This window comes from Oceanobacillus sp. FSL H7-0719 (assembly GCF_045040795.1).
Classification (GTDB): Bacteria; Bacillota; Bacilli; order Bacillales; family Amphibacillaceae; genus Oceanobacillus.
The window spans coordinates 3,161,392-3,178,211 of the sequence record NZ_CP150301.1 but is presented as its reverse complement, the minus strand read 5'-3'; the positions used below and the strand labels follow the sequence as shown (position 1 = coordinate 3,178,211).

17 protein-coding genes, 1 pseudogene and 2 other annotated features are annotated in these 16,820 nt (G+C 37.0%); of the genes and pseudogenes, 1 reads left to right on the top strand and 17 read right to left on the bottom strand.

What is annotated here, in order from left to right; translation table 11 throughout:
* Nucleotides 1-217 precede the first annotated feature (217 nt).
* Nucleotides 218-1,399 (top strand): chromate efflux transporter, encoded by a 1,182-nt coding sequence (gene chrA, locus NST93_RS16265; protein ID WP_405098824.1) that lies wholly within the window; start codon nucleotides 218-220, stop codon nucleotides 1,397-1,399.
* A 222-nt stretch (nucleotides 1,400-1,621) separates the two neighbouring features.
* Here the strand turns inward: chrA and wrbA are convergent, their stop codons facing one another.
* From wrbA to NST93_RS16180, 17 genes and pseudogenes are all read right to left on the bottom strand, one after another.
* The gene (gene wrbA, locus NST93_RS16260; protein ID WP_405103919.1) at nucleotides 1,622-2,233 is read right to left on the bottom strand and encodes an NAD(P)H:quinone oxidoreductase; all 612 of its coding nucleotides are present in this window, start codon (nucleotides 2,231-2,233) and stop codon (nucleotides 1,622-1,624) included.
* A 334-nt stretch (nucleotides 2,234-2,567) separates the two neighbouring features.
* The gene (locus NST93_RS16255; RefSeq protein ID WP_405098822.1) at nucleotides 2,568-3,431 is read right to left on the bottom strand and encodes an MBL fold metallo-hydrolase; all 864 of its coding nucleotides are present in this window, start codon (nucleotides 3,429-3,431) and stop codon (nucleotides 2,568-2,570) included.
* 282 nt (nucleotides 3,432-3,713) lie between these two features.
* The gene (locus NST93_RS16250; RefSeq protein WP_405098820.1) at nucleotides 3,714-4,358 is read right to left on the bottom strand and encodes a DsbA family protein; all 645 of its coding nucleotides are present in this window, start codon (nucleotides 4,356-4,358) and stop codon (nucleotides 3,714-3,716) included.
* Nucleotides 4,358-4,522 (bottom strand): hypothetical protein, encoded by a 165-nt coding sequence (locus NST93_RS16245; RefSeq protein ID WP_405098818.1) that lies wholly within the window; start codon nucleotides 4,520-4,522, stop codon nucleotides 4,358-4,360. The genes NST93_RS16250 and NST93_RS16245 overlap by 1 nt, the downstream gene beginning before the upstream one ends.
* 179 nt (nucleotides 4,523-4,701) lie before the next feature.
* Nucleotides 4,702-6,330 (bottom strand): methionine--tRNA ligase, encoded by a 1,629-nt coding sequence (metG, locus tag NST93_RS16240; RefSeq protein ID WP_405098816.1) that lies wholly within the window; start codon nucleotides 6,328-6,330, stop codon nucleotides 4,702-4,704.
* A 42-nt stretch (nucleotides 6,331-6,372) separates the two neighbouring features.
* Nucleotides 6,373-6,611 (bottom strand) — a binding site (T-box leader).
* 51 nt (nucleotides 6,612-6,662) lie between these two features.
* Nucleotides 6,663-7,160, bottom strand: coding sequence for a GNAT family N-acetyltransferase (locus NST93_RS16235; protein WP_405098814.1), 498 nt, complete (start codon nucleotides 7,158-7,160; stop codon nucleotides 6,663-6,665).
* A 24-nt stretch (nucleotides 7,161-7,184) separates the two neighbouring features.
* Nucleotides 7,185-7,934 carry a hypothetical protein gene (locus NST93_RS16230; protein WP_405098812.1) on the bottom strand — a complete coding sequence of 250 codons (750 nt, stop codon included), beginning with the start codon at nucleotides 7,932-7,934 and terminating at the stop codon, nucleotides 7,185-7,187.
* A 15-nt stretch (nucleotides 7,935-7,949) separates the two neighbouring features.
* Nucleotides 7,950-8,479: pseudogene (locus NST93_RS16225) on the bottom strand (GrpB family protein).
* 18 nt (nucleotides 8,480-8,497) lie between these two features.
* Entirely contained in the window at nucleotides 8,498-8,626 is a 129-nt protein-coding gene (locus NST93_RS16220) for a hypothetical protein (RefSeq protein WP_405098810.1), read from the bottom strand.
* A 317-nt stretch (nucleotides 8,627-8,943) separates the two neighbouring features.
* Entirely contained in the window at nucleotides 8,944-9,138 is a 195-nt protein-coding gene (locus NST93_RS16215; RefSeq protein ID WP_405098808.1) for a hypothetical protein, read from the bottom strand.
* Between the two features lie 200 nt (nucleotides 9,139-9,338).
* Nucleotides 9,339-10,346, bottom strand: a complete 1,008-nt coding sequence (locus tag NST93_RS16210) for an ABC transporter permease subunit (RefSeq protein WP_405098806.1) — start codon at nucleotides 10,344-10,346, stop codon at nucleotides 9,339-9,341.
* 3 nt (nucleotides 10,347-10,349) lie between these two features.
* Nucleotides 10,350-11,210 carry an ABC transporter permease subunit gene (locus NST93_RS16205; RefSeq protein ID WP_405098804.1) on the bottom strand — a complete coding sequence of 287 codons (861 nt, stop codon included), beginning with the start codon at nucleotides 11,208-11,210 and terminating at the stop codon, nucleotides 10,350-10,352.
* Between the two features lie 124 nt (nucleotides 11,211-11,334).
* Nucleotides 11,335-11,865 carry a GNAT family N-acetyltransferase gene (locus tag NST93_RS16200; RefSeq protein WP_405098803.1) on the bottom strand — a complete coding sequence of 177 codons (531 nt, stop codon included), beginning with the start codon at nucleotides 11,863-11,865 and terminating at the stop codon, nucleotides 11,335-11,337.
* A gap of 353 nt (nucleotides 11,866-12,218) precedes the next feature.
* Nucleotides 12,219-15,293, bottom strand: coding sequence for an isoleucine--tRNA ligase (gene ileS, locus NST93_RS16195; protein ID WP_405098801.1), 3,075 nt, complete (start codon nucleotides 15,291-15,293; stop codon nucleotides 12,219-12,221).
* A 31-nt stretch (nucleotides 15,294-15,324) separates the two neighbouring features.
* Nucleotides 15,325-15,601, bottom strand: a binding site (T-box leader).
* 56 nt (nucleotides 15,602-15,657) lie between these two features.
* The gene (locus NST93_RS16190) at nucleotides 15,658-15,861 is read right to left on the bottom strand and encodes a hypothetical protein (protein ID WP_405098799.1); all 204 of its coding nucleotides are present in this window, start codon (nucleotides 15,859-15,861) and stop codon (nucleotides 15,658-15,660) included.
* Nucleotides 15,862-16,001: 140 nt separating this feature from the next.
* Nucleotides 16,002-16,268: a CPCC family cysteine-rich protein gene (locus NST93_RS16185; RefSeq protein WP_405098797.1), complete on the bottom strand. Its 267-nt coding sequence runs from the start codon at nucleotides 16,266-16,268 to the stop codon at nucleotides 16,002-16,004.
* Nucleotides 16,265-16,774 carry a DNA topology modulation protein gene (locus NST93_RS16180; RefSeq protein WP_405098795.1) on the bottom strand — a complete coding sequence of 170 codons (510 nt, stop codon included), beginning with the start codon at nucleotides 16,772-16,774 and terminating at the stop codon, nucleotides 16,265-16,267. Before NST93_RS16180 ends, NST93_RS16185 begins: the two co-directional genes overlap by 4 nt.
* Nucleotides 16,775-16,820: the final 46 nt, after the last annotated feature.

Genomic DNA, 16,820 nt, shown 5'->3' with positions numbered 1-16,820 from the left:
TTTATCAAAGGTGATCCAAATAACTCAACCTATGACAAACGAATGTAAAGTTATAATTAAAGTTTATTAAAGACGGTGGATGCAGTTACAAAAGCATGCTATATTAGTTGCAGCCATCAGTCGAAAAAAACAGGTGAAAGCTCTTTTAATCCCCCTTACTTGTACTAAAATCTATATTTTTTCTATTATCATGCAAGCTCAAAGGATTGGTGAATAAATGCTTAAAGACAGATTAAAAACGTGGTTTGAAATCTTATTCGTTTCTGCCAGACTTGGTCTAACATCCTTCGGTGGACCAATTGCACATTTAGGATATTTTCATGAAGAATACATACGAAGAAGGAAATGGATGGATGAGAAAAGCTATGCAGACCTAGTCGCCCTATGCCAGTTTTTACCTGGCCCAGCCAGCAGTCAAGTTGGTATTGGAATAGGTATAATGCGTGGCGGAATTGTTGGGGGTATAATTTCTTTTCTCGGGTTTACATTACCTTCTGTTATTGCTCTCATCTTATTTACAACTATCTTAGATACATTTGGAATAAAAGATGCTGGATGGATTCAAGGTCTAAAGATAGTTGCCGTAGTGGTTGTTGCCCATGCAGTATTGGGGATGGCCAGAAACTTAACACCAGACCTAAAAAGGAAGAGTATTGCTTTATTCGCACTTGTTATGACCCTATTATGGCAAACGGCCTTTACACAGATTGGAGCCCTTCTCATAGCAGGCATTATTGGTTTCCTGCTTTATAGTAAACAACACCACGACGATGAAAAAGCAGTCACACATTTTCCTGTTTCACGGGCTGTCGGATATTTCTCTTTACTATTATTTCTTGGCTTATTATTAATCCTCCCCATCCTGTATAAAATGACATCCATACATTGGATTGGTTTGTTTGAGAGTTTTTATCGCTCTGGATCACTTGTTTTCGGCGGTGGACACGTTGTCTTGCCTTTATTGGAACAACAATTTGTGCCGGCAGGTTTAAGCGAACAGGAATTTTTGACGGGTTATGGAGCAGCACAAGCTGTACCCGGTCCCTTATTTACTTTCGCTGCATATATCGGAGCTATGATTAACGGATGGCAGGGTGGACTTTTTGCTACATTCGCTATCTTTTTACCTGCATTCTTGCTCGTCTTAGGTACGCTGCCTTTTTGGGATATATTACGCAGCAACCCCAAAATAAAAAGTGTTTTAATTGGAGTAAATGCTGCTGTTGTAGGTATTTTAATATCTGCACTTTACTCGCCGATTTGGACGAGTTCAATTCATACACCTGTTGACTTCGCACTTGCTGCTATATTATTCAGTATGCTGTTTTACTGGAATCTTCCACCATGGATTATTGTCCTGACTGGAGCATTAGGAGGCACTCTAATTTCAGCAATCTAAAAACGGGACAGTGAAGCAATTTGCTCACCGTCCCAATAAATCAAATGTTTGTTTGAATTTATATTCTATCGTCACAAGCAATGAAACAGACTCGGTCCCTTTTTCCAAATTTAAAAGAAAAGATGAAATAAAAACATGTGCCCTACAATATATCGGACACATGTTAATAAACTTTGAAATAAACTTAATTATTGTGTGCATTCACTAGAAAATACAGTCTGCTTATTGATTTCCTTTTTTAACCCATTCCGCAACAGTTACAGTACGTTTTGCTTGATGTTTGACAGCATCCTCAACATCTTCAACCATCTTACCGTCTTGGCCAACTGTGACACTTGTACCATAAGGGTTGCCACCCGCTCCAAATAGAACTGGATCTGTGTAACCAGGTGTTGCAATAATTGCTCCCCAGTGCATCATAGAAGTATATAGTGATAATAGTGTTGCTTCTTGTCCACCATGTGGATTTTGCGCTGAAGACATTGCACTTACTACTTTATTAACTGTTTTTCCGTTTGCCCATAGTCCGCCTTGAATATCAAGGAATTGCTTCATTTGTGATGGCATTGCCCCAAAACGTGTAGGAACACTGAAGATAATCGCATCTGCCCATTCAAGATCCTCAGATGTTGCAACTGGGACATCTTTTGTTGCTTCAACTGTTGCTTTCCAACCTTCATTTCCTGCGATAACTGATTCTGGAGCTAGTTCTTGTACCTTTAATACTCTAACCTCAGCACCTGCTGCTTTTGCTCCTTCTTCAGCCCATTTTGCCATTTGGTAGTTTGTACCACCCATACTATAAAAGATAACTGCTAATTTAACATCTGACATATTTCCATTCTCCTTTTCTTTACCAAATAGTTTATCTAAAAATCCCATTTTTACTCTCCTCTTTAAATACTTTTTTCATTTTATATTTAATTAAGTAATTATAATTTGATGTATCCTTAATTAAGAGCATAAAACAAAAAAACAAAAACCAACCTGGGCTGATTTTTAATTTATCTCTCAAATAACATTTAATTCATATATACTTAATTAAATACATTTAATAATGTATACCTTATTTATTAGCTTGTCAAGCTTTGAAGCAATGCTAAATCGTTCAGGGAGCAGTAATTTAATCCGCTCCCTGTGTCACTAAAACTTTTCTATTAAAAATAATTTAATGTTCGCCATCGACAAAACGCCCATAATCTGGGATTGCAATACGGTCAAACTCCTTTACCAATCTTACTAAGCCTTCTGATAGTTCATGACCAGATAATGGCTGACCATGACCTGTTACTGCAACTTCAGGATGTAAGGCTTCCAGTTTTTTTACAGAATCCCACGCAGCCTGCCAATCGGTTGTTAAATATCTTGGCGGACCATTCACCTCTACTTCCTGTGTCATAACCTTATACAACGACTCTTGCTTCACCGTAACAAAAGCATCCCCCGCAATAAGTGTCCGATCATTTTCCCTAAATAAGGATATATGTCCTGGAGCATGTCCGGGAGTATGAAGCCACTTCCATCCCGGCAGCTGAGGGACACTTCCATCAGATGGCAGTGCTTCAACATGATTCGCCAAGTCTACTGGTTCGTTAGGGAACATCGGTGACATTTTTGCCACCAAACCGCCTTCAACAGTTCCATCAGGTTCTGGATAACTTTCTTTCCCAGTCAAAAACGGCAATTCCAATTCATGTGCATATACTTTAATGTCCCATTTTTCCACGAGATCTACAACAGCACCTACATGGTCAAAATGGCCATGTGTCAGGATGATGGCTTTCGGCTTGCTTCCTACGCCAAACCGTTCTTCAACAACTTTAATAATCTTGCTGGAGGATTCAGGCATTCCCGTATCAATTAAAACCCAGTCATCTGAATCTTTATTTCCTACACAACAGATATTTACAATTTGATTCGTGTAACAGAAGATATCCGGAAGTACCTCAATCCCCATACCACTCATTATAGAGAACATCGGCTGAAACTTGTTCTCCATTCCATCATGCATTTCACTTTTATCTTTTCCCATAAAAGTTCACCACTTTTCGTAATTTTAGTTTCATGCTCTAGTAATACCTTTACACGCTTTAGTTAATTACAAACATTATTATTTGAGGCAAACTTAGAAATATGTATTTTTATTAAATATATTACTATTGCTGGACACACGAAAAGTGAAAAAGTGAATGTATCTTGTCCAGACATAGAAAAACGAAAAAGCAATTGAACACAGTCTGCAGCCTTTGGCATTACACAACCGTTCAATTGCTCTTGTTCTATATTTATTAATTATTTGAATTGGACATAGAGATTATTTCTCATTCTCTTCATTCCAGACTTGCTCTAAAACCTGTTTAAACTGTTCAACTGGCTGTGCCCCTGAAACAGCATATTTATTGTTAAATACGTAGAAAGGCACACCTTGGACACCTATTTGACCCGCTTCTTGGATGTCCTGATTTACTTTTGCTGTGTAGGCCTGCTCCTGCGTGCTTTCAAGCACTGCAGCTTTATCAAGACCGACTTCCTCTGCTAAGCGGGCGATTGTGTCAGCATCACTTAGTAACTCCCCCTCGGAAAAGTGAGCACTATAGAATCTTTTGAAGAACTCATTTCCTTTTCCTTGTTCCTTTGCATATTGGAAAGCATGATGAGCTGGAATGGTACTGGAAAACTTAGCCTTATCATAATCAATGACTATACCTGCTTGTTTTGCCATGTTAACTACATTTTCAAACATCCCGCTAGCCTGTTCCACAGGAATTCCCTTCATATCTGCAAATGTTTCGTAATAATCTTTTTCGGGATTATGGGCAGCTTCTGGTGAAAGCAGAAAACTTTTATATTCGATTTCCACACCATCCGCGTGTTCAAAGTCTGCCAACGCTTCATCTAAATGTGCTTCTCCAATATAACAGAATGGGCACATGAAATCAGACCAAATTGTAATCTTCATTATTCTGTCCCCTTCTCTTTATTTACTGGACCGCAAATTCCAGTTTCCATATCACAAACAAACGCATCAGAATTTGCGAAATCAAAGCCTTTTAATTCCTCTATAGGTTTAATTTCAATCGGCTTTTTCTTAAGTGTCCCAGCTGTTTTCTTTTCTTCTGTCAATTTGCATCCTCCTTTTTAATTTAAATACTTTATTTTCACCTTAAAACTTCGGCATTTCTTTTCTTTCGTTTCTCTGCCTTATTATAAATTACTTTCGACAGTTAATAACAGTAAAGCGCTCATCCGAAAGAGGTAATGTTTAATCGCAAAGACTTCTAATAGTTTTATTCTCTTGTTTCTTAATTCTGTTTTAACTTCTCTATTTCCTTGTCTATTTGCTTCACATCAATTCGCTCATATAGTGGCTGGACATTCGAAATATAGGTTGGCAGCAATTTAGTTGGATGCCAAGCATTCAATTCTTGTTGAAACATCTTTTCAATTTTCATGGCAGCAAACGGTAAAAATGGTCGCAGTAATTGCGCTAAATTTTGTATCATATAAACACAATTCACCAGCGTTTCTTTTGCATGCTCGGAATTGTTTTGCATATTAACCCATGGCTTTCGTTCATCAAAATAACGATTCCCGTCCCGAATGAATGCAAAAATAAGCTCTAAAGCATACTTTATGTGCCCTTGCTCAATTTGTTTTCCTGCATTACTATATAGATTTTTTAATCTTTGTTGTAACTCCCTATCAATTTGTACGCTTTCCACTTTCGATGCAAATGATTTTTCAATGAACTTTAATGTGCGATTCACAAAGTTTGCAAAGGCACCTAGCAATTCTCCGTTATGACTATGAATAAACTCGAGCCATGAAAAATCTGCGTCACGATTCTCCGGGGCATTGATAATTAGAAAATAGCGAATTGAATCTGGATTATACTTTTTTAACAAATCAGGGGCCCATACTGCCCAATTTCTGCTTGTTGAAATTTTTCTCTTTTCAAGGGTAACATATTCATTAGAAATGATATGTTCTGGCAGTGCCAGATTCTTCAATCCCATCAATATCGCAGGCCAAATCACTGTATGAAAAGGGATATTATCCTTGCCATGAATATAATATGAAGACGAACTTTGACTCCACCAATTTGTTATATCCTGTCGATGCATTCTTCCCCACTCCTTGCTAGCGGAGTAGTAACCTGCAACAGCTTCAATCCATACATAAACTTTCTTTCCTTCAAACCCCGGAACAGGAACATCTACTCCATTTGGTAAGTCACGTGTCACTGCCCTGTCTTGAATTCCCTCAGCCAAATACCTTCTTGTCAGTTGGAGCGCATTATCTCGCCATCTTTTTTCCTCACCTGCTAAAGCAACTTCTTTTTCTAGCTTTTTCTGAAAGCTGCTGAAGGAAAAATAAAAATGCTCTGTTTGTCTGGTTTCTGGTGTTTCTCCACAAATCTTGCAGCTTTTTTCCAGTAAATCCAAGGGGTCTAAAATTTTTGCACAATGGTCACATTGATCACCCCTCGCATTTGCACCGCAGTTTGGACAAAAGCCTTCTACAAAACGATCAGGCAAAAATTGTCTGTCTGTCGTGCAATAGGCTTGTTCTGTTTTCTTTTTATACAAATAACCATTATTCAGTAACTGTAAAAATAGTTCTTGTACAGTTTGATGGTGATGATCAGCATCCGTTCTTGTGTATAAATCATAAGAAAAGCCTAACTTTTCAAAGACATCCACAAATTCATTATGATACCTGTCTGCTATCGCTTTTACTGTTGTATTTTCTTGGTTTGCCCGAATAGAAATTGGTGTGCCATTACAATCACTCCCTGAAACATATAAGACCTTTTCTCCTTTCTGACGATAGTATCTTGCAATAACATCACCAGGTAATAATGCTGCAAGATGTCCTATATGGAGTGAACCATTTGCGTACGGCCAAGCACCGCCAATAAAAACACTCATTAATATACCCCCTTAAATTAAAAACGTCCTAATCGAATAATCGATTAGGACGAGTATAGTCGTGTTACCACCTAAGTTTACGGATAGTTCACACTAGCCGCCTCTGTCAGTACGTGTTCATACTGCCGCTGTTATAACGAGTGCACATCTCGTCGTAGCCTACTATCAATTCGGTACGAAGCTCAAAGGCCATTTTCGAATAAGATTCGTATGCTTCATTTCCACCATCAGAAGCTCTCTATTAAACTTGGCTTATCTACTTTCCTTATCAACGCTTTTTTAAAATTTCATTTATCATACCATGCTGTTAAATACACTGCAATATCTTATTTTTAAATCAGCTTGCTCATATAATATTCATCTACAAATTCTCCGTCAATATATAATGAATTTCTTTTTGTTCCCTCTATCTGAAAGCCTGCTTTCTTGTAAAGTTTTAACCCTGCTTTGTTTTTAATGACAACTGTGAGTTCCAAGCGGTGAATATTATTATTAGCAGCCCATTCATCTAAGGCTTGGAATAACTTCGTGCCTATTCCAGCTCCCCGATAATTTTCAGAAACACCAATCACAATGTAAACTGCATGTTTATTTCTTCTTGCATTCCCGCCAATAGCGAATAAATAACCAACTAACTCAGCGACTTCTTCGGCAACAAATATTGCAGAATTTGCGTTTTTATTTAGCTTTTCAAACATCTTTAGCTGGTCTTCTGACGCCAGCTTTCTTTCCCCAGCTTCCCAAAGCATATACTGGGAGGTATTATCAATTTCCCGGATAAGATTAGATAACTTCTCGGCATCTTTTCTTTCTGCTTCTCTAATGACCATTTCTCTTCCCTCCCTCGTTAAAATCTACTTAAACAAATCCTCAACTTGAAAATACTTCGTCAAAGGAATTTTTCTGCCCGCTTTATCCCAAGCATGATACGCGTTAAACACCTGCATGATATCCCCATTTGCACGCTCTTCCACTAAATATTTTATCGCGAGGAAGCTTCGCCAATAATCAAACATAATACTCGTTAGGTTCCCTTCATAGGAGCTGGCACCAAATGCATCCAATGTATGCGTGCCATACTTCTCTTTAAACATTTCTACTAACGCAGCTTCCACTTCTGTAACTGCTGTAAACTCCTCCTCATCTAATGTGAATTTCTTCCCCATATATTCACACATACCTTCTTCAAACCAAATGCTATCATCCCTGTCATCATCGAATTCATCCATAAACAAATCCGAATGATGCGTAAGTTCATGGGCCACGATACTAAACACATGGTCCTCAGATATATTCTTATAAAATACCTCCACCTCATCATGTTTAAGCCCATCTAATTGTTCCAGAAATAATTCTCTCCAGGCTGTCAAATCTGGTGTAATGTAAATAATATCTTTATTTGTAAACGCCGGAATCGGGATATTAGAGAAAACAGTAGTTGCCAACCTTTCTGTTGTCCATACAATTCCTTTAGGCAGGTCAATTAGTTTAAAGTTTTCTTGCAAAAGCTTTTGATACTTTTCGAGTTTCGTGCTAAATCTTTCTATTACCTTTTGATATTTTTTATAGTCTTCATTCGATTCAAATGCGTAGATATGTTTCATGTTGTGCTTCCTCATTTAATTATTTATTTTCAAATACCAATCTAATGCTTGTGTTTCGATTTCTTTCACGAACTGGTTTTTACCATTTATATATGAATCTATATCATACGGAAACTGTTTTGCGAGTTTTTCTTTAAGTGCGCCATATCGGTCGCTGACATTAGGATATTCACGTAAATAATCACGGAAAGCTAAGTGCCGATTGATGTCGGAACTTCCATATTGGAAAACATGGATATGGTGGGTACGCTTTCCTTTCCCTTACGAAAGTATCTGCGGCCTGGAATGCCGAACTCCCCCATCGGTTCATAACTCAATTCCTGCATTTTTTCATTTAATTGGTCCACCAGTTCGATATCTTTGACGACAGGCATAATATCAATGATAGGCTTGGCTTTTAAACCAGAAACGGATGTACTTCCAATATGATAAATTGCTGTGATATTTTCTCCAAAAATACGCTTCAGCTTTTCTGCCTCTATTTCATACAATGTTGTCCATTCTTCTTTAAATGCAGCAACCTCTACCTTTCGAATTTGAGTCACCACCCAGGATAAAATTGTCTAACCAAATAGGAATGTTATTATTTCATCAGATACAGGTAATCCGATAAGCCTAAGAATTGGATTAACAACAAAAATACCAATTATAAGTCCAAAGATGAATACCAAGCTTATTTTTTTCTTACTCATTCTGCCAGCTCCTTTTTTCCCATTTTTTAACCTCGTTAAACTACAATCTTTCAACGGAAGTTTTTACACCGTTTCTCTATTTTTAGTTGGGTAAACAATGAGTTTATGTAAATAATCTAAGTACTTATTTCTTTTACTGTCTAGGAAACTTCCATATCACTACAGGTTCAAAATAAAGTTCGATAAAATCACAACACCACCCCGTATATTACTGTAATTGAAGAAACCACTTTGGAAATAAGATTGTTCAAAATGGATCCTTCGCTTTTAGTTATAGCAAGACTCTTATAATAAAGATTGGTTATCTTAAAGATTCCTTATTCCACTAAAGCACCATATTGTAAAGTCAGAATGAAAAGAGAAATCAAGCCTATTGTAGATATTAAAAACACCCAAACCCCAAAAGGCTGATCTCGTTCTGGTGCAGCAAAGCTAAACATTGGACCTGCACCAATAAGAATTACTAATATGAATATCAATTCGTGTACCAAATATACTGCTGCTTTAAACAATTAAACCACTTGCTCACTTCGGTCTTAATCGTTAGTTAAACGATCCTTACTCCAAATGCTTAGAAAAACTCTCACGATTGTAAAGCGCACCATTTTATTGAATACTCCGCAATAATTAAATAGTGAAAAATACTCTAATGACTTACTATATGTAATAGAAAACATAAAATCAATTTCCCTTTTTCAGAACAAGTAAAAACTTAAATCCTATTATCTTTGAACAGGGGCTGTTTTCTTTTGTGTTTTGTAATAGTTTTTCCAGCCGTATATCTATCCTCAAGAAAAACATCTTCTATTCCTTTAGTCATTAACTTAAATGCAAGAATGACGAAAGTAAAGGAAATAACCACACTAAAAAACATCCAAGACCAACCGCTTAAGTGGTTGAATCCATTACCAACCATACCAGACCATTCACTAGATACAGAAATATATGCATCTTGAGTATCATCAAGTTTTTGTTCGATTGTTCCCCCGAATAATAAATGAAAAAATCCAAGGTGAATCAATAAAATCAATACCTTGATTATTTCCTGTATAAACTGAATGAGTAAAAGGGGAATCATATATGGCAGCACATGCTTATGAAGTATATGTAGATTGCTCCCACCAAGTGTTTTTGCAGATGTAATAAATTCAAATTTATAAATTTGATTGAATTGGTTTCCGATCAATAAGGACAAAGTCGGTATTGCTACAATGGTTAATACGAAAAACTGAAAAAACATTTTTTGTAATACACTATACCCATCCACCTCGCCATGTGGAGTAAAAATTACGTCAAATAAAAGGATATAACAAATAAGTGCAGTTGGGATGAAATAAAATCCATTTACTAACCCGCTAATGTACCGATTGAGTTTTGAGAAGTAATTTTCGAAGAACAGACCAATCATAGCTGAAGTCATCACCCGCAAACCAGCCACAAGTATAGAAATACCAATTGTATACTTTGCACCTTGTATTAATAAAACAAAAATATGTCTTCCCACTTCGTCCGTACCAAGTGGAGGTACTTCGAGGGGGTTAAATGGAGCAACTGCTGTTATGATTCCTTCGCTATTTCTTAGGAAATCAGTAACTGGAATCCTTCCTTGGAGAAATATTGTATGGAAAAAACTAAATGCCAGTAATAGAAATAAAAATATAAAACCAGATAAAAAAAGTGGGTGCTTGAATAATCTTTTAATCATAATTCCTGTTATCATAACTCAAACCTCCACTTGTTTACCTGTTATCTTTTCGATCACAATCTGTATGGCTGCCTGTATCATATAAATAGGAATAAACATGATTAACAGTCCTATTGCCAACACTTGCAACGAATCATGTGTAAGCATAAACCGCATTAAACCATCTATATTGAATGCATATTCAACCATAAGCAGGTTCGATAGCATGAACCAGATAATAGATTTAGAATGCAAAAAAATATTGATAACAGCATTACGTAATACATGGAAAAACAAAATGGAGTAAGTTGACAATCCCTTGGATTTTGCAACATCGATATACTGTCGAGATATTTCCTCTTCAAAATTATAAATCATCGTACGATAGAACAATATTGCTGGTAAAATTGCAAGAACAATAATTGGAATGACAAAAACTTGATTATCCCCAAAAGAAGCAATACCAAAAAAGGGTATATTTGTGTGTTTGTGTATAAAAACCGCAACCATTATCGAAAGACCAATCACAAATATATCCGGAATGGATTCTCCGATAAAAAGAATTACTCTGATAGGTTTACGTATTTTCTCTGTAACTATCATAGTAATAAAAGTTAGCCCCAGTGCAAAAATAAATGCGATAGAAAAGGAGACAAAAAGAAGAATCATAGAATATCTCCATAGTGACCAAATCCCTGGAAACAGGAAATATGTTGTTTGGAAATGTTCATATGTAATTGCTTTTGGCTGGGCTAAACTGGAAGCAATAGACCCTAGTTCGGAGAGATAAGAAGAGATATCTAATTTCATCCCATCAAACAGAGCTGGGAGAGCCGAAATTAAAATAATTCCAATGAATGTCAAAAGGAATTTTAATAATATCCGATAGTATAGACTCATCTTTCGCCCTCTCTTCTTTCACCACGATATTTCAAAATGGACTAATAAAAAACTCATCAATCTACCCTTTTTATTCCATAACAACAACCATCTCCTGTAAATTTGATATGCTCTTTCTCCCTCTTTACTTCCCAATACATTTTCGACAGACTGCTTCCACATCATTCCAGACATAAACCAGTTCCCTTAATACTCCCCCGCCAATTCTTATTTGTTCCGTTTTAACTAAAACAGCCCCATAATATTCATAAAAATGACGTGTCTTATTTTCTTCAAGTACTTCCACAAATACTTTCTCGTAATCTTGTTCTTTAAAATACCGAAATAGTTCAGTTAGCAAAAGCTTGCCTATTCCTTTTCCCTGAAAAGCCTTCAGCAGATAAATTGATGTGAGATCACCCGTGTTCCATTCTTTGTTCTTCGGGCTTTTTTCCGCAGTACCAAAGCCGACTATCTCTCCGTCTTCATTTTCAGCGACAACAATATAATTTCCTTCATCCGCAATATTCCTCTTCCATAACGCTGTTCTCTGCTCATAGGAAAGACTATCTAAATAGGAATCCGGAATAATGCCCTGGTATGTTGTTCTCCAACTGTCCACGTGTACTTTTGCAATTCTTTTTGCATCTTGGGATGTTGCTTGTCTGAATTGCATAGCAGTCCCTCTTTTGAAAGATATATTTGAATATTTTCATTATACATAATTATACCCGGAAGATATATCTTTTTTGCTTATTTAATAAAGGCACAATTTAGCTGAATGCAACAGAGGCAGAATCAATTATTATCCGCTATAGGCGATGTAAAGTCTAAATTTGAGTCCAATAGCTAAAGGAAAGCAAAAGCAACAAATAATCAAACTCCTTTACAAACTCATCTTGCCATGCGAAAAAGTATAAAGCCCATTTTGAACAGTTGCTCTTCAAAAATGGATTTTATACTTTTATATTTACTGTGAAACATCAAGATATTTAAATAATCGTTTCTTCCAAACACAGGTCCGCGTTTTTAGGAAATATACAAATTAACCTCTCTTCCTTCCAGATTTAATTTCCGCATATTTTCCTTTTGTTCAAAGTGAATTTCATTTAGTATCAGATTACTTTGAAGTAAAGCATCATATTCAACTAATATCTGCTGGAAATGCGGCTCCGTCTGAACATATAAATCTATACGCTGTTCAACTGGAAGATTTAATTCTTTACGATAGGTCTGGACAGCGCGCACAAATTCTCTTACCAATCCTTCCTCCTCTAAATTTTCTGTTAATCGCGTATCTAAGAGTATGATAAACTGATCACCTTCCAGCAATTTAAAGCCTGCTTTTCCTTTTTTCCTTACAAATACATCATCTAAAGTCAGATTTATTGTTTCTCCTGAATTTAATGTGAGTCGAAATTCTTTTTCTGAGAGAATCTTTTGTTTTGCTGTGTCATTTAAAGAAGCAACCAGTTTTTTCACTTCTCCCACTGACTTGCCCAGCTTTGGTCCAACTGAAGCAAAGTTCAAATCGAATTCAAGTTCCATTAATCCTTGATTACTTTGACTGAAAATAACTTCTTTTATATTCATTTCTTCTTTTATAATCGGGGCATATTTTTCTAAGGAAGCACGGAATACTTCTCCTGCAGGAACAATAATTAATAAAGCTAAAGGCTGCTTGGTTTTGATTCCAGTTGTATTTCTAAGTGACCTTGTCTGTTCAATGATTTGCAGTACTGCATCCATATCCTCTTCAAGCTGCTTATCAATCAGCGTCTCATTCGCTTCTGGATAATCAGACAAATGAACACTTTCTTCTGTCAAACGCGAATGAATGTCTTCTGTGATGAAAGGTGTATATGGAGCCATTAATTGAGCAAGCTTTTTTAATACCTCATATAATGTGCTGAAAGCCGCTCGCTTATCCTCTGTCATCCCGCTGCTCCAAAAGCGCTGTCTTGAACGTCTGACATACCAGTTACTGACTTCATCAACAAAGCTTGCAATCTCTCTTGCTCCCTTTGTAATGTCATAATCATCCAGACTTTGAACCACTTCTTCGATTACTGTGTTTAATCGGGAAAGAATCCATTTATCCAATGCTGTTTCTACCCCGCCTAAATCTTTCGCTGGATCAAATTGATCTATTTCAGCGTACATCGTATAGAATGAAAATACATTTAAAAATGTGTCAATTACCTTTGACTTCGCTTGGCTGACTGTCTTTTTTGAAAAGCGTTTATTATTCCATGGTGAACTGTCTGCCAACAAAGCCCACCTTAACGCATCGGCACCAAATTCATTAATCAGTTCTATTGGATTTAAGGCATTGCCCTTACTTTTTGACATCTTTTGTCCATTCTCATCCAGGATATGACCTAAAGAGAGAACCCGTTTATATGGTGATCCACCTGTAAATAATGTAGAAACAGCAAGCAAACTGTAAAACCAGCCTCTTGTTTGGTCTACTCCTTCAATCACAACGTCTGCAGGATATTGTTTTTGAAAAAGTTCCTTATTTTCAAAGGGATAATGATATTGGGCAAAAGGCATGGAACCACTGTCAAACCATACATCAATAACCTCACTTGTTCGATGCATCGTGCCACCACATGAACAAGAAAATGTAATCTTATCAACATAGGGTTTATGCAGTTCGATGTCCTCTGGCAGCCTTTCTACTGACCATTTTTTCAATTCTTCAAGGGAACGTGGAGCTCTCTCTTTGTCGCAGGATTTACAGGTCCAGACGTTTAATGGAGTGCCCCAATATCTGTTCCTGCCAATATTCCAATCCACCATGTTTTCTAAAAAGTTTCCAAATCTGCCGTCTTTCATATGGGCTGGAAACCATTCTACCTCTTGATTATTAGCTTGCATTTTGGCTTTCACGGCTGTTGTTTTTATAAACCAGCCTTCCATCGCATAATAAAGCAGTGGACTGTCACAACGCCAGCAATGCGGATAGCTGTGCTCATATTTTTTCTTATCAAATAAGAGATTTCTCTCGGCCAGCATTTTAATTATATCGACATCACAGTCTTTAACAAATTTTCCGGCAAGCGGGGTGATGGCATCTTTATAACGTCCTTTTTCATCGACAACATTTATATAATCCAATTGGTTGTCATGGATTGCTTTATAGTCATCCTCCCCATGAGCTGGCGCAAGATGGACGATGCCGGTACCACTTGTTTCTGTAACAAAATCGGCCGCTATCACTTGGTGTCCATTAGAAATCGGAGCATAATGAAACGGTGCTTCATAGGAAAGTCCAAATAAATCTTTCCCTTTTAATATTTCAAGAACCTTATAATCTCTCTTAAGCACGGGAGAGACTAATGATTCCGCGAGGTAATATATTTCTTCCTCTTTTTTAACCTTTACATAGTTTATGTCAGGGTGAACAGCTAAGGCAACATTGCCTGGCAGTGTCCATGGGGTCGTTGTCCATCCTAAAAGATATTCGTTCACATTTCCTTTGATGGCGAATTTTGCTGTCACCGATAAATCTGTAACATCCTTATAACCCTGTGCAACTTCATGCGAGCTTAGCGATGTCTCGCAATGCGGACAGTATGGAACAACCCGGTGGCCTTTATATAAATAACCTTTTTCATGAATGGCGGCTAAAATATTCCAGACAGATTCAATGTAGGCATTATTTAAAGTTACATACGGATCATCCATATCTACCCAATAGCCAAGCGCTTCCGTGAATTGTTTCCACTCTTTCTCATATGCAAAAACACTTTCCTTACACTTTTCAATGAATTTTTCAACACCATATGCCTCAATATCATCTTTTCCTCTGATGTTCAACTGTTTTTCCACTTCTAATTCCACTGGTAATCCGTGCGTATCCCAGCCTGCCTTTCTCAAGACTTGATAGCCTGACATTGTTTTATATCTTGCTACAAAGTCTTTTATCGTTCTGCCCAGTGCGTGTCCTGCATGCGGCAGACCATTCGCAGTCGGTGGTCCTTCATAAAATACATAGGTTTCCTTCCCTTCACGATTAGAAATGGAACGGTTAAAAACCCCTTCTTTATCCCACATCCCACGAATTCTCAGTTCTCTTTCCAAACTTGATTCTTTCAACTTAATCACCCCTATTTTTTATAATAAAAAAACTCGGGTCCTGTGCGTAGGACCCGAGTTTATATTTAAAATATAATCTCTTTTAGGCAAAAATAAAAAACCATAGTAGCGGTTTTTAAAAAGACTTTTCACTACGTACTATCATACGCGTTCTGGGTATCGGCAGAATGCCGTCAAGGTTTAAAACAAACTTCAACCTTGCTTCTCGGAGAGGATTTTCATCATGCTCTTACCGTTGACTTTCAGCAAAGCGTCAACTCTCTGTAGATAAGATAATCACAACTACTCTTTCTCGTCATCAAATTTATTATTAAATTTTTATCATCATAACGAAGATTAGAGTTAATGTCAAACTGTATTTTGATTAATAGCCATAATCCCAATCAATTGTATTTTCGCACCAGACAACTTTAGCTATCGAACCAAAACATACTTCCCTGTCATCAATTGTACAATATAATTCTTGCGTCACATCTTGGCAAGCAAGCACTTCATACACATCACGGCTGATATTTTCTAATACTGTTACTGTGTGGTCCTCGTTGATTAGCAATGTCGTTCCTCGCATAACTCTGCACCTTCCTAAGAAGACAAGTTTTTTATTAACATTAGTATATACCAAATTATTACTTGGTAATCCTGCATGTAATATCGATTTGATATTACTTCTCTGGCCGGCCATCATCAGTTTTATTTTAAAAACGGCATCTATTGTAATCTTTTCCAATCCGGATCTTTTAAATCCTTCTTATTTGGTTTCCTGACAAATGGTAAACAATGTTCACTATAAGCGCCAAAGGTAAGGTAATTTTTCTGCGCTTGTCTTAATGAAGGGATATTTGCACCACCCTCATAGTCAGGGTCTTCAAACTGTATGTTATCATCCTCCCAAAAACAAATTTCGCAAATATCATAGGTTCCTGGCGGCTCTTCATCCAGTGTTTTATAGCCACAGCAAGGACATGTGTATTTCATCCAATCTCTCCTTCTAAAAACCGTTTTACTTCTTTTGGTGAAGATAAAATAATAACATTTTTCCCTTTAGAAAACATCTCTAACTTCTTTAAAACCAGCGGCTTTCTTGTCTCTGGATATTTCCAAATCCATTTTAGAAATTCACTGTCGAACTTTTCTTCACAACCCTCAGCCATATCTGGTCTCGTTCGATTACGATACTTGAGCGTTCGCTTTATCGCCCGGTATAAACAGATTACCCGATGAATATCGAGGAATATAATTGTATCTGCAGCACTCAATCTAATATCTAAGGTTCCTCCATAGTTGCCATCAATAATCCAGCTTTCCTGTGCTACGAGCTCCTGCTGAATACTTTTTTGTTCATCTTTAGAAGTGCCTGCCCAATTCGGTTTCCAAAGAATAGCATCTAAATGATAAACTTCAATATTCAACTTTTCACTTAATTGCCTGCCAAATGTTGACTTCCCAGACCCACCCGAGCCGATAATAGCTATCTTATTCAAGAAACAGCCTCCTTTTAATTCGCATGATGGAGTCGGAAGGATAGGT